12 protein-coding genes are annotated in these 13,387 nt (G+C 69.3%); 8 read left to right on the top strand and 4 right to left on the bottom strand.

Annotated features, from left to right (window positions below; all coding sequences use genetic code 11):
* Window positions 1-26 precede the first annotated feature (26 nt).
* Together POF73_RS20070 and POF73_RS20065 are read left to right on the top strand one after the other, a co-directional pair.
* Window positions 27-1,421, top strand: coding sequence for an MFS transporter (locus POF73_RS20070; protein ID WP_272117264.1), 1,395 nt, complete (start codon window positions 27-29; stop codon window positions 1,419-1,421).
* Window positions 1,418-2,638 carry an FAD-dependent monooxygenase gene (locus POF73_RS20065; RefSeq protein WP_272117262.1) on the top strand — a complete coding sequence of 407 codons (1,221 nt, stop codon included), beginning with the start codon at window positions 1,418-1,420 and terminating at the stop codon, window positions 2,636-2,638. The genes POF73_RS20070 and POF73_RS20065 overlap by 4 nt, the downstream gene beginning before the upstream one ends.
* 36 nt (window positions 2,639-2,674) lie before the next feature.
* Here the strand turns inward: POF73_RS20065 and POF73_RS20060 are convergent, their stop codons facing one another.
* Window positions 2,675-3,853 (bottom strand): MalY/PatB family protein, encoded by a 1,179-nt coding sequence (locus POF73_RS20060; RefSeq protein WP_272117260.1) that lies wholly within the window; start codon window positions 3,851-3,853, stop codon window positions 2,675-2,677.
* Between the two features lie 25 nt (window positions 3,854-3,878).
* On the opposite strand from POF73_RS20060, the gene POF73_RS20055 reads away from it, so the two are divergent.
* Both POF73_RS20055 and POF73_RS20050 read left to right on the top strand, forming a co-directional pair.
* The gene (locus POF73_RS20055; RefSeq protein WP_443049565.1) at window positions 3,879-4,895 is read left to right on the top strand and encodes a hypothetical protein; all 1,017 of its coding nucleotides are present in this window, start codon (window positions 3,879-3,881) and stop codon (window positions 4,893-4,895) included.
* 96 nt (window positions 4,896-4,991) lie between these two features.
* Window positions 4,992-6,359: a S1 family peptidase gene (locus POF73_RS20050; protein ID WP_272117256.1), complete on the top strand. Its 1,368-nt coding sequence runs from the start codon at window positions 4,992-4,994 to the stop codon at window positions 6,357-6,359.
* Window positions 6,360-6,490: 131 nt separating this feature from the next.
* Here the strand turns inward: POF73_RS20050 and POF73_RS20045 are convergent, their stop codons facing one another.
* Entirely contained in the window at window positions 6,491-6,676 is a 186-nt protein-coding gene (locus POF73_RS20045; RefSeq protein WP_272117254.1) for a hypothetical protein, read from the bottom strand.
* 99 nt (window positions 6,677-6,775) lie between these two features.
* Complete coding sequence (locus POF73_RS20040) at window positions 6,776-7,936, bottom strand: ROK family transcriptional regulator (protein WP_272117252.1); 1,161 nt, start codon at window positions 7,934-7,936, stop codon at window positions 6,776-6,778.
* Window positions 7,937-8,104: 168 nt separating this feature from the next.
* Between POF73_RS20040 and POF73_RS20035 the strand changes: the two genes are divergently transcribed.
* From POF73_RS20035 to POF73_RS20020, 4 genes are read left to right on the top strand one after another with little or no spacing between them, the layout of a single operon-like run.
* Complete coding sequence (locus tag POF73_RS20035; RefSeq protein WP_272117251.1) at window positions 8,105-9,070, top strand: carbohydrate ABC transporter permease; 966 nt, start codon at window positions 8,105-8,107, stop codon at window positions 9,068-9,070.
* Window positions 9,071-9,087: 17 nt separating this feature from the next.
* Window positions 9,088-10,008, top strand: coding sequence for a carbohydrate ABC transporter permease (locus POF73_RS20030; RefSeq protein ID WP_272117249.1), 921 nt, complete (start codon window positions 9,088-9,090; stop codon window positions 10,006-10,008).
* A gap of 11 nt (window positions 10,009-10,019) precedes the next feature.
* Window positions 10,020-11,363: an ABC transporter substrate-binding protein gene (locus POF73_RS20025; protein ID WP_272117248.1), complete on the top strand. Its 1,344-nt coding sequence runs from the start codon at window positions 10,020-10,022 to the stop codon at window positions 11,361-11,363.
* A 44-nt stretch (window positions 11,364-11,407) separates the two neighbouring features.
* The gene (locus POF73_RS20020) at window positions 11,408-12,610 is read left to right on the top strand and encodes a Gfo/Idh/MocA family protein (protein ID WP_272117246.1); all 1,203 of its coding nucleotides are present in this window, start codon (window positions 11,408-11,410) and stop codon (window positions 12,608-12,610) included.
* A gap of 32 nt (window positions 12,611-12,642) precedes the next feature.
* On the opposite strand, the gene POF73_RS20015 is transcribed toward POF73_RS20020, so the two are convergent.
* Window positions 12,643-13,344 (bottom strand): L,D-transpeptidase family protein, encoded by a 702-nt coding sequence (locus tag POF73_RS20015; RefSeq protein WP_272117244.1) that lies wholly within the window; start codon window positions 13,342-13,344, stop codon window positions 12,643-12,645.
* Between the last annotated feature and the right edge of the window lie 43 nt (window positions 13,345-13,387).

Here is a 13,387-nt window from a genome sequence, read left to right as displayed (position 1 = left end):
CTTCCGGCGAAAGGAAAGGACGCTTCATGACCACAACCCTGGCTCCCCCGGTCCGCGTCGGGAAGGCCGCTGTCGGCGCTCTCGGCATGCTGGCGGCCGCCACCGGGGCCCTGGAGTCGGTGGTGACACCGACGCTCCCGCTGTTGCAACGCGAGTTATCGATAAGCCCTGCTCAAGGGGCGTTGCTCAGCATCACGATGCTCATCACCGGCGCTCTCGTCACGCCCGTCGCGGGCAATCTCGGTGACCGCTACGGCGGGAAACGGGTCATGCTCCGGCTGATGGCGGTGGTCTCGGCCGGTGGCCTGGTGTCCTCGCTGGCGCCGAACCTGCCGGTGCTGCTGCTGGGTCAGGTGCTGGAGGGCGCGATGGTGGGCGCGATGCCCCTGTCGTTCATCCTGGTGCGCAAGCATCTGTCGAGCGGAGAGTCCCAGGTGGCCATCGGGGTGGTCAGTGGGTTGTTCGTGGGCGGCGGCATGCTGGGCACGCTGATGGCCGGGCCCATCGCCGAAGGGCTGTCCCGGCACTGGATGTTCGCGCTGCCGACGATCGCGATCGTGGCGGCGACCCTGCTCGTCCACCGGCTGATGCCGAACGATCCGCCGGCCCGGTCGGACGCCAGGATCGACTGGCCCGGCCTGGCTCTCCTGAGCGGCATCCTGCTGACGCTCATGCTCGGGCTCTCGATGGCACCCGAACTCGGCGGCCGGCCACTCGCCCTCGGCGCCCTCATCGTGCTCCTGGCCCTGCTCGTGACCGGATGGATCTCCGTCGAAGGCCGGTCGCCCTCGCCGATGGTCGATCTGCGCCTGGTGACGAAGCCCGCGATCTGGAGCTCTTACGCCATCACCTTCGCCGTCTGCGTAGGGACCGCGGTGTCGATGTTCCTCGTCCCGCAGCTGTTCGCGGTGTCCGCCGACGGCTACGGCTTCGGGGCCGGCGCCACCGACATCGGGCGGTACCTGTTGCCCGGCGCCGTCGCGGGGGCGGCCGGCGGACCGCTCGGCGGGGCCGCGGCCCGGCGTTTCGGCTCGACTGCCGTGGTCACGGCCGGAATCGGCGTCATGACGGCCACGCTGCTCGGCCTGGCGTTCCTGCACACCGAGGTCTGGCACCTCGTCGTCGGGAAGGCGCTGGTCGCGCTGGCCAGTGGTGTCTGCATCACGGCGATGGTCGTCAAGACCGCCACCTCCGTCGATCACGGCCACACCGGCACCGCCACCAGCCTGGTCCTGGTGACCCGCGTGATCGGCTTCGCCGCGGGCGCACAGGTCAGCGGCGCCTTCCTCGCCGCCGGGACCCGCCCCGGGGCGGAGGACCCGGTCGAATCGGCCTTCGTCACCGGCTTCCTGATCGCCGGCGCCGTCACGGCGCTGTCCCTGCTCGCCGTCCGCACCCTGCGCAAAGGAGTCAAGGAATGACCCGCACCGATCCATTGACGGACATCCGGCCCACGCCCCGCCGCAAGGTCCTGATCTCGGGGGCCGGCATCGCGGGTCCGGCCCTCGCGTTCTGGCTGCACCGCTACGGATATTCGGTCACGGTGGTGGAGAAGGCGCCCGCATTACGCAGCGGCGGCTACCCCATCGACATACGCGGCACCGCCCTGGAGGTCGTCCGGCGGATGGGGATCCTGCCCCGACTGCGGGACGCACACATCGACTTGCGCCGGTTCACCTTCCTCGACGGGGACGGCGGCGAGGTGGCCTCGGTCAGCCCGCACAACGTCGCCGGCAGTGCCGTGGGACGGGACCTTGAGGTGCGGCGCGGGGATCTCACCGAGGCGCTCCACTCGGCGGTCCGTGACGACGTGGAGTTCCTGTTCGACGACTCCATCGACACCCTCGACCAGTCCGGCCACGGGGTCGATGTCACCTTCCGCGGGGGCGGCAGGCGTACGTTCGACATGGTGTTCGGTGCGGACGGTCTGCACTCACGTACCCGAGAGTTCGTGTTCGGCCCCGAAGAGCGGTTCCACCGATATCTCGGGTACTGCTTCGCCGGGTTCACCATGCGCAACACCTTCGGTCTCTCCCACGAGATCACGATGTGGAACACCCCGGGCAGGGCCGCGGCTCTCTACGCCGTGGGGGACGCCGACGAAGTGCACGCCTTCCTGAACTTCGCCCACCCAAAGCCCCCCTTCGGCGCGTTCCGTGACCCAGGAGCCCAACGAGACCTGGTCGCCGGGATCTTCGCCGACACGGGATGGGAGGTACCGGGCATGATCGCCGCCATGCGTGACGCGGAGGACCTGTTCGTCGACGTGGTCAGCCAGATCCGCATGCCCCGCTGGTCCAGCGGCCGGGTCGCGCTGGTGGGCGACGCCGCGTACGCACCCTCGTTCCTCACCGGACAAGGCTCCAGCCTCGCACTCGTCGGCGCGTACATGCTCGCCGGTGCCCTGGCCGACCGGGACGCCGCCGCGGGCTTCGCCGCCTACGAAGACACCACCCGTGGGTTCGTGACCGTGAACCAGGACCAGATCGGTGAGGGCGACGCCGCGCTCTTCCCCACCACCGCTCAGGCTCTGGAGCAGCGCAACGACATGCTGCGCAGTCTCCGCACCATGCCCGCCGCGCAGGGACGGCCGGCCCACTCGGCCCTCACCCTGCCCGAATTCACGCCCTTGAGGTGATCGCGGACCGATGTGCCGGGCCCGGGCCGGGCGCGGTCAGCCGAGTGCCGTCACCATCCGCCGTACCCCCTCCGCGATCAGCTCGGGTGATGTCGCCAGGTTCAGCCGCACGTGCCCCGCGCCGCCGGTGCCGAACGGGATGCCGGAGTTCAGGGCGACCCGGCCACGGTGCAGGAAGACGTCCGCCGGGTCCTCGTCGAGGCCGAGGGCCCGGCAGTCGAGCCAGGCGAGATAGGTGGCCTCGCCCGGCCGGTAGGTGATCGCGGGGAGGTGTTCGGCGAGGAGGTCCACGAGCAGGCGCCGGTTGTCGTCGAGGCCGGCCAGCAGGGCGTCGAGCCAGCCCGTGCCGTCGCGCAGGGCAGCGCTGTGCGCGATGATGCCGAGGTGGCTGGGCCCGTGGCTGACCTCCTCGGGCAGCCGGGCCAGGTCGGCGGCCGCCGCGGGGCCCGCGATGGCGAGGGCCGCCTTGAGGCCGGCCAGGTTCCACGCCTTCGACGCCGACATCAGCGACAGCCCGCTCTCGGCGCCCGGGACGCTCAGATACGGCACGAACTCGGCGCCGCCTGCGGTGAGCGGGGCGTGGATCTCGTCGGCGACGACGCGCACCCCGTGGCGGTCGGCGAGGGCGGCCACGACGGACAGTTCGTCGGCGGTGTGCAGGGTGCCGGTGGGGTTGTGGGGGCTGCACAGCAGGAAGGCGGCGCGACGGCCGCCCTCGGTCGCCCGCCGGAAGGCCGCCTCCAGCACATCGAGGTCGATGCGCAGGTCGGCGCCGAGCGGGGCCTCGATCACCTGCCGGTCCATGTGCTCGACGAACTGGTAGAACGGCGGATACACGGGGGAATTCACCACGACCGGATCGCCGGGCCCGGTGACCAGTTTGAGCATCTCGACCACACCGAGCATCACGTCGGGCACGATCGCCGTCCGCTCCACGACCGGCCCGTTCCAGCCCCACCGCTTGTCGGCGAACCCGGCCAGCGCCTCGGCGTAGCCGGTGCCCGCCGGGTAGCCGGTGTCGCCGAGCGCGAGGGCCTCGGTGAGGGCGCGGACGACGGGTTCGGCCACCGGCACGTCCATCTCGGCCACCCACAGCGGCAGGACGTCCTCGGGGTAGGTGCGCCATTTCATGCTCGTCCGGCGTCGGAGGCGGTCGAGGGTGAGGGCGCGAAAAGGATTTGGCTCACCGGACGTCTCGTGCGGGATCCTGGTCATGGAGCACAAGATAGGGGGCTGTGCGGTGGCCGGGAACGGCGAGGACGGGGAGTGGCCGGGGACGGTCGGCGCATTCCTGGAAGTGGCCTGTGACGAGTCGGGGTCGGACGGTGAGAATCTCACCGGCGGTAACACCGATGTGTTCGCTCATGCCAGTGTGCGGATGCCCGTGGATTCGGCCGCCGCGTATGTGCAGGAGATCCGGGACCGTATTCGCTCGCCCGCGGAGGAGTACAAGGCGAACCATCTGCTGCGGGAGAAACACCGGACGGTGCTGGAATGGCTGCTCGCGCCGACCGGACCCATCCACGGGAACGCCCAGGTGCATCTGGTCGAGAAGGCGTACTTCGTCGTGGACCGGGCCGTCGACCTGCTGCTCGGCGGCGGCACCGAGGCGCTCGGCCTGTACCGGGCCGGGCGGCAGGATTTCGGCGACGGACCCTGGCAGGAATTCCTGGCGGCGGCGAACCAATTGCTGCGGGTCAGGAACGGCGGTGCGCCCGGGGAGCCCGTCGACGCGTTCTTCCGGATGGTGGAGGTGCTGCGGCGCGCCGATTGCCGTACGGAACTGGCGGAAACGCTGCGGCAGATCGCGGCGTCCCGGTCGCTCGCCGATTCCTATCGGGCCCGGCTGCTGGACGGCCCGCCCCTGATTCCCGTCCTCAATCCCCTGCTGCCGTCCATCGTCAGAACGGCCGCGCACTGGAGTGCGGTAGGGCGGTCCGTGTGCCTCGTGCACGACCGGCAGAACATGCTGACGCCGGAGCGGGTCGCCTGGATCGAGGACACGGCCCGGCGGGCCGGGGTCGGCTTCGGCGGGCTGCGGCTGGTGCACTCGCGCCTCGATCCCCGCGTGCAGCTGGCAGACTTCCTCGCCGGGATCGCGCGCAAGATCGCCTCCGACGAGCTGAACGGGCACGGCGATCCGGTGCTCACCACACTGCTGCGCCCGTATGTGGATCCGGCGTCGATATGGGGTGAGGAGCGCAGCTGGGCCGTGCTCCAGGTGGAGCCGTCGCGAGAAGGATCACCTGTGCGGTGAACACGGGCGGGCCGGGCCACGTATGGAGAGAGGGTGCTCAACTCCGGGAGGGCCCCGCGGCTTTGCTGCCGCGCTGTACTGGTTCGGGAGCCATGCATGAGGCACGCACGACGACGTCTCGTCCGGCGAGTGACACGGCTGGCGGCCGTCGGCGGACTCCTCCTCGGCGGAACGATGGTCACACGCGCCGTGGCGAGCGAACCACCGGACCCCTCCGCCGTCCCCCGCACCTACGCCGCCTCGGCCGCCGGCACCGGCAGCGATCTCGTCGCACGGCTGGGGACGTCCCGTACGGCGGGCAGCTGGATCGGGGCCGACGGAAAGCCGGTCGTCGCCGTCACCGACGAGCAGGCGGCGGCCGAGGTACGCAAGGCCGGCGCCCAGGCGAAGATGGTCGACCACAGCATGGACGACTTCAAGTCGGCGACGTCGACGCTGCGTTCGGCGCCCCGGGTGCCCGGCACGGCGTGGGTCATGGACTACCGCTCCAACCAGGTGGTCGTACAGGGCGACAGCACGGTCTCGTCCGCCGACTGGTCCCGGATGACGGACGTCGCGGGCGACATCGGCGGCTTCGTGCGGATGGAGCGCACCGAGGGCACGTTCACGACGCGGCTCAACGGCGCGCTGCCGCTGCTGTCCACCGCCGGGCGCTGCTCGGCCGGCTTCAACGTCACCGACGGACAGCGCGACTTCATCCTCACGGCCGGACACTGCGGGCCGAACGGTTCCGTCTGGTTCGCCGACAACCAGGGTTCCCGGCAGATCGGGCAGACCGTGCAGCAGAACTTTCCCGGCGGTGACTTCTCCCTGGTGCAGTACGCGAGCGGGGACGCGGGCGCCGGCGCCGACGTCGTGTCCATCGGCGACGGCAAGGGCGTGCGGATCACCGGCGCCGCGGATCCCGCCGTCGGACAGCGGGTGTTCCGCAGCGGCAGCACCAGCGGGCTGCGCAACGGCGAGGTGACGGCGCTCGACGCCACGGTCAACTACCCCGAGGGCACCGTCACCGGCCTCATCGAGACGAACGTGTGCGCCGAGCCCGGGGACAGCGGCGGTCCGATGTTCTCCGAGGGGGTCGCGCTGGGCGTGACGTCGGGCGGCAGCGGCGACTGCAAAGCGGGCGGTACGACGTTCTTCCAGCCCGTTACCAAGGCGCTGACCGCGCTGAACGTCAAGCTGCTGGTCGCGGCCGGGAACGGCTCGGGCCAGCAGGGCGCCGCCCCGTCCACATCACCGACCCAGAGCGCGATCGCCCCCGGCGACGCCTCCCCCGGTTCTTCTGCACCGATCACGGGTGTGACCGCCACGACGCTGCTGTCCCGCCTCGCGGACCCGAAGAACGTCGGCCCCGGCCTGCTGGTGGTCGCGGGCAGCCTGGTCGCCCTGGTGGCGACCCGCTTCATCCGCGCGGAACAGGACCGCAAGGCGTACCGGCGCTACTACTCGGCGACGTGGGGCTGATGCTCTGAGTGGACCCGGCACGCGAAATGGCGATCGCCTCGCGCCGGGGCGAGGCGATCGTGAACAGGGTCGTGGATGGGGCGAGGGCAGGCCGAGGAGGGTTTTTCGGGGGCGGGGCCGAAGGCGCCCGGTCAGGCCGCCTTCTCCGACTGCAGGGCCGCTGCGGCCCACTCCAGAACGAGGCGCTGATACTCCTCGCGCTGCTCGCCGCTCAGTGTCCCGCCCGACCGGCGCCACAGCGCCCGGATCTCCTCGTTGACCTCGTCAGCCGATCGATCGGAGGCGATTTCAACAGTGGTGGACATGCTGTGAAGCATACGGTGCAAGAGGTGAAGGCGCTGTGAGTAAGGTCGCATAAACCCGGCATACCGGACGTGTTGCTGATCACGTCCATCTGTCAAAGCAGATCGCCGAGTTCAGGCGTCCGCCGCCCCCAGCACCAGCACCTGGATCGCCAGTACGGCGGCACCCCGCGCCCAGTCGTGAAAGTCGGACACCTTGGTCTCCAGGTCGATCGGCGCCGCGAGCGGGTGCCGGTGGGCGCGGATGGTCTCGGTCACGGTCTTGCCGGCGACGCCCATGAGCCCCACCCCCTCACCGGCGAGCAGGATCTTCTGCGGCAGCACGAAATTGCCGATCTGGGCGACCAGGGTACCCAGGGCGCGGGCCGCCTCCTCGATCACCCGGGCGGACAGCGGCTCACCCGCCGCGGCGAGCTCCAGGATCTCCTCGTACGTCCGGTCCCGGCCGGTGGCTGCCTGCACCTGATACCGGATGCTGGGGATGGTCAGCAGCGAGACGGCACTGCCGCGCGCCCCGTCGGGGGTGAGCGGTCCGTTGGGGTTCACGATCCAGTGCCGCCCGAAACCGCGGTCCTCCTCGGCGTACGGCACCCGATGTCCGCCCAGGACGAGGCCGTAGCCGATGCCGGCGCCGATGGTGAGGACGACGAAGCGGTCGAGGCCCCGGCCCGCACCGAACCAGGTCTCGGCCTCGACCAGGGCGGCCACGTCGTTCTCCACGACGACCGGCAGCCCCGTGCGCTCCTCGACCAGCTCGGCCAGGGGAACGTCGCTCCAGTGCAGAAACGGGGACTCGCCCACCACGGCACGGCCCTCGACCAGACCGCCCACACCGATGCCGATACCGGCGAGGCGGGGGTGGTCACCGGCGAGCCGTTCGGTCATCTCCCCCAGCAGATCCACGACTTCGGCGGGATCATTGCTGGTCAGAGGGCGGTCATGGCGGGCGACGATCTCACTTCTGAGGGTGGTCACGACGCCGTAGACCATGTCCTCGGTGATCTTGAAGCCGACGAAGGAGCGGGACTCGGCGACGACGTCCAGCGGCTGGGACGGGCGCCCCTGACGCACCTCGGCAGGGGCGCCCGCCTCGGGGACCTCGACGAGGAGGCCCGACTCGATGAGCGGCTTGGTCAGCCGGGTGAGGCTGCCCGCGGACAGGTCGAGCCGCCGTGCCAGTTCGGTGCGCGACAGAGGGCCGCCGAGGAGTACCTCGATCGCCACGGAGCGTTCACCGGGGCTGAGGGGAAGCCAGCTGGCGGCTAGTGCGGTCATGGTCGTCAGGCTCCCACATGATTTTTTTCTTCATGAAAGCAACCCAGCCATTGTAGGCCGATCGGAGCGCCAGGAAGAAGATGTTCCCGCACCCCTTGACGACTGGATTCTTTCGCCCCAAAAGTAAGTGGCCGAGGACGAGCGAGCCGCAGACGAGGGAGTCTCCCGATGACCATCGCCTCCAGCAGCCCTCCGTCGCGTCTGCCCTTGGGCGACGCCATGGGGACCGGGACAAAGTCGAGGACCCGGCGGGCGGCGTCCCGCGAGAACCAGGGGGACGGGCGGCTCGCCGCGGTGTTCATCGCACCCGCGATGCTGGGCTTCGTCGTCTTCCTGCTCTGGCCGACGCTGCGCGGCATCTACCTGAGCTTCACCCGCTTCAACCTGCTGACGCCGGCGGAGTGGGTGGGCCTGGACAACTACGTGCGGATGGTCCACGACCCGATCTTCTGGGACTCGTTGGCGGTCACCGTCGAGTACGTGCTCATCAACATCGGTGTGCAGACGCTGGCGGCACTCGCCATCGCCGTGCTGCTGCACCGGCTGACGCAGTCGGCGGTGCTGCGCGGCATCGTCCTCACGCCGTATCTGATGTCGAACGTGGTCGCGGGCCTGGTCTGGCTGTGGATCCTGGACACTCAGCTGGGCATCGGCAACGAGATCATCAGCGCGCTCGGCGTCGACCGGATCGCCTTCCTCAACGACGAGACCTGGGCCATCCCCACCATCGCCCTGATCAACGTGTGGCGGCACGTCGGCTACACCGCGCTGCTGCTGTTCGCCGGCCTCCAGGCGATACCCGGCGACATGTACGAGGCGGCCAAGGTCGACGGCGCGAGCGAGTGGCGGATGTTCTGGCGGATCACCATGCCCCTGCTCCGGCCGGTCCTCGCGGTCGTGCTGATCATGACGGTGATCGGTTCGTTCCAGGTGTTCGACACGGTCGCCGTGACCACCGCGGGCGGTCCGGCGAACGCGACCAACGTGCTCCAGTACTACATCTACGGCTCCGCCTTCGGCCGCTTCCAGTTCGGCTACGCCTCCGCGATGTCCGTCGCGCTGCTGGTCGTGCTGAGCGCGATCACCGTCCTGCAGTACCGGCTCACCCGGGCCGGCCAGACGGATCTCGGCTGAGGAAGGGAGACATCGACATGGCCGCCGTGACCGCCCCCACCCCGACCGTTCGACCGCAGCGCCGCAGGTTCTCCCCCGGCCGGGCCCTCGCCTGGACCGTGATGGCGCTGATCGTCCTGATCACCCTGCTGCCGTTCTACTGGATCCTGCGCACCTCGCTGTCCACCAACGCGGGCCTCAACGCCGGCCCCGCCGACCCCCTGCCCGTCGATCTGAGCACCAGCGGATTCGAACGGGCCCTGGGCCTGCAGTCCGCCCAGGAGGCCGTCGCCCAGGGAGGCGCCGGCGGCGGGCTGGACTTCTGGCGCTATCTGCTCAACTCGGTGATCGTCTCGACCCTGATCACCGGCTGCCAGATCCTCTTCTCGGCGATGGCCGCGTACGCCTTCGCGCGGCTGCGCTGGCGCGGCCGGGACAAGGTGTTCGCGCTGTTCCTGGCCGGGCTGATGGTGCCGACCATCTTCACGCTGCTGCCGAACTTCGTGCTCATCAAGGAACTCCACCTGGTGGACAGCCTGTTGGGCATCGCGCTGCCGAGCCTGTTCATGACGCCGTTCGCAGTGTTCTTCCTGCGGCAGTTCTTCATGAACATCCCGCACGAGGTGGAGGAGGCCGCACTGCTCGACGGCGCCGGGAAGGTACGGATCTTCTTCCGGGTGATCCTGCCGATGGCGTCCACGCCGGTCATCACCCTGTCGGTGCTGACGTACATCACGTCCTGGAACGACTACTTCTGGCCGCTGATGGTCTCCTACAGCGACAGCTCGCGGGTGCTGACCGTGGCACTGGCGATCTTCCGGGCGCAGACCCCGGCCACCGGCGTCGACTGGTCGGGGCTCACGGCGGCGACGCTCATCGCCGCGCTGCCGATGCTGGTGCTGTTCGCCTGCTTCGCCCGCCGCATCGTCAGCACCATCGGCTTCACCGGGATCAAGTGAGGGACTGGAAGATGCGACTTCGTACGCTGACCGCGCTGGCCGGAGCGCTCACGCTGTCCCTGGCTTCGGGCTGTGCGCAGGGCGACTCGACCGGGGCCTCGTCGAACACGGTGACGTACTGGCTGTGGGACACCAACCAGCTGCCCGCCTATCAGGCCTGTGCGAAGGGGTTCGAGAAGGCGAACCCCGGACTGAAGGTGAAGATCACCCAGTTGGGATGGAGCGACTACTGGACCAAGCTCACCGCCGGGTTCATCGCGGGCACCCAGCCGGACGTGTTCACCGACCACATCCAGAAGTTCGGGCAGTTCGCCGATCTGAAGGTGCTGGAGCCGCTGGACGAGCTGGGCATCAAGGACTCCGACTACCAGCCGGGCCTGGCCGCCAACTGGATCGGCCAGGACGGCCATCGCTACGGCACCCCGAAGGACTGGGACACCGTCGCGCTCTTCTACGACGACAAGATGGCGAAGGCCGCCGGGCTCAGCGCCGAGCAGCTCAACTCCCTGGCCTGGAACCCGAAGGACGGCGGCACCTTCGAGAAGGCGATCGCCCATCTCACCGTCGACGCCAAGGGCCGACGGGGTGACGAGCCGGGCTTCGACAAGGACAACGTCAAGGTGTACGGGCTGGCCACCAACGGCGGCGGCTTCGGCGACGGCCAGACCCAGTGGAGCCCCTTCGCCGCCTCCGCCGGATGGAGCTACACGGAGAAGGCACGCTGGGGCACCCGGTACCAGTACGACAGCAAGACCTTCCAGTCGGTGATCGACTGGTACTTCGGCCTGGCGGAGAAGGGGTACATGGCCCCCTTCGCCGACTACAACGTCCAGTCGAACCAGGCCAACACCCAGGTCGCCGCCGGCAAGGCCGCGACCGCCCTCGACGGGGCCTGGATGATCTCCACCTACGACGGCTTCAAGGGCCGCGAGATGAAGAGCGCGCTGACACCCGTCGGCCCGACCGGCAAGCGCGCCACCATGATGAACGGGCTCGCCGACTCCATCTCCAAGGCCTCCAAGAACAAGGCGGGCGCCCGCAAGTGGGTGGCCTATCTGGCGTCGGACGAGTGCCAGAGCGTCGTGGGCAGGGCCGGAGTCGTCTTCCCCGCCACCCCGGCGGGCACCGAGGCGGCCATCGCCGCCTACCGGAAGAAGGGCATCGACGTCACGGCGTTCACCGAACCCGTGGCCGACAAGAAGGGCTCCCGGACCTTCTCCTACCCGATCACCAACTACGCGGCCGACGTGACCGCCCTGATGATGCCGGCGATGGAGGACATCTACGGCAACGGCAAATCCGCCGGCAGCCTCGACCAGACCAACGACCAGATCAACCTGATCCTCTCCCAGTGATCTCTCGACCAGTGATCCCTCGACCAGTGAAGGGCATGCCTTACATGACGTTCTCCCTCGGCATCGTCGGCGCCGGCCAGTTCTCCGGCCAGTTCGCCACGCTGTTCCAGGCCCACCCCGGTGTCAGCGACGTGTACGTCACCGATCTGCTGCCCGAGCGGGCCGAGCAGCTCGCCGAAGCGCAGGGACTGGCCGGCACGTTCCCGTCGTACGAGGCCATGCTGGAGTCGAAGGCGGTCGACGCGGTCGCCGTCTTCACCCAGCGCTGGACGCACGGCCCCCTCGTGCTCCAGGGCCTCAAGGCCGGCAAGCACGTCTACTCCGCCGTCCCGATGGCGATCACCACGGAGGAGATCGCGGCGGTCATCGAGGCGGTCAGGGCGACCGGTCTGACGTACATGATGGGTGAGACCAGCCAGTACAACCCGGCGACCGTGCACGCCCGCAACCAGATCGCCGAGGGCGCCTTCGGGCGCCTCTTCTACGCCGAGGGCGACTACGTCCACGACATGGATCTGGGGTTCTACGAGGCGTACCAGTACAGCGGCGGTGAGAGCTGGAAGGCGACCGCCTCCTATCCCCCGCTGCTCTACCCGACGCACTCGGTGGGCGGGGTGCTCGGCGCCTGGCAGACGCACGCCGTCAGCGTCTCGGCGATCGGGGTCGTGGACGACCGGGGGGACGGCGTCTTCGACAGGGGTGTCAGCCAGTTCGACAACGATGTGTCCAACGCGACCGCGCTGTTCGAGGTCGCGGGCGGCGGCTCGTTCCGTACCAACGAGTTCCGGCGGGTCGGCTACCCCTCGCACATACGGGAGTCGCGGTTTCGGTTCTTCGGCACCGAGGCCAGCATGGAGCAGCTCGCGACCGTGGCCATGTGGCAGGACAAGAAGGGTGTGAAGGACATCAGCGAACTGCTGGAGCCCAAGCCCACCATGTCTCCTGACGATCCGTCACTCCAGCACATCGCGCCGGAGCTGCGGGCCGCCTTCACCTCGGGTTCGGCGCCGGTGCACGACCGGGCCCGGCTGCCCCGGGAGTTCGACCATCTGCACAACGGCCATGAGGGCAGCCACCACTTCCTGGTCGACGACTTCGTGACCGCCGTCAACTCCCGCACCCTGCCGTCCGTGAACGCGTGGGTGGCGGCCCGTTACACCCTGCCGGGCATCATCGCGCACGAGTCGGCGCGGCAGGGCGGGGTCAGGCTGGAGATCCCGGACTTCGGGGACGCCCCCGAGGCGTGACGTTCCCGCGGGAGCCGGGTGCCTGGGGTGTGTCAGGTGCCCGGCTTGCGGCCGTACACATAGACGTCGTCGCCGTTCTTCAGCAGCGACCAGTACTTCTTGGCGTTGGTCTTCGTCATGTTGACGCAGCCGTGCGAGCCCGGCGGGTTCCACATGCTGACGCCGACCGAGTGGAAGGCCTGGCCGCCGTCGAAGAACTGGGCGTAGGGCATGGGCACGTTGTAGATGGTCGACACGTGGTCGATGTTGCGCCAGTAGATCTTCTTCAGACCGGTGCGGGTCTCGTAGCCGTTACGGCCGGTGCGGACCGGGACCGGGCCGTACACGAGCCGGCTGCCGTCCTGGATCCAGCTCAGCTGGAGTGTGAGGTTCACGCAGGCGATGCGGCCCTTGTTGGTGGGGCACTTGCCGTCCTTGTTGGGATTGTTGCCGACGGCCTTCTGCTTCAGCATCAGGTCCATCACGCCCCAGGTGACGGCACCGGCGTAGCCGGCGTTCGGGTTGATGCCGTGCTTGGTCTGGAAGGCCTGGATGGCCTTGCAGTCGCCCGCGGACTGCTTGCCGTCGACCGGCCGGCCGAGGAACTTCTCCACCTGCTTCTGATACGGCCCGGTCTGCGTCGTACAGCTCGGCGCCGCCTGCGCCGGACTGGCGGCGAGCGTGAGTGCGAGCGGCGCGACGAGTCCGCCGGTGATGCCGAGTGCGACGGCGCGCCGTCTGCGTATGTCCCCCATGGCCGGGCCTTTCCCTTGCGTTGTGTGGTCTCTGCTGGCTAGA

Origin of the sequence: Streptomyces sp. HD, assembly GCF_028369295.1 — a bacterium.
In the GTDB taxonomy this organism is placed as follows: domain Bacteria; phylum Actinomycetota; class Actinomycetes; order Streptomycetales; family Streptomycetaceae; genus Streptomyces.
The sequence above is the reverse complement of the archived record's forward strand: the minus strand, read 5'-3'. Positions and strand labels throughout refer to the sequence as shown.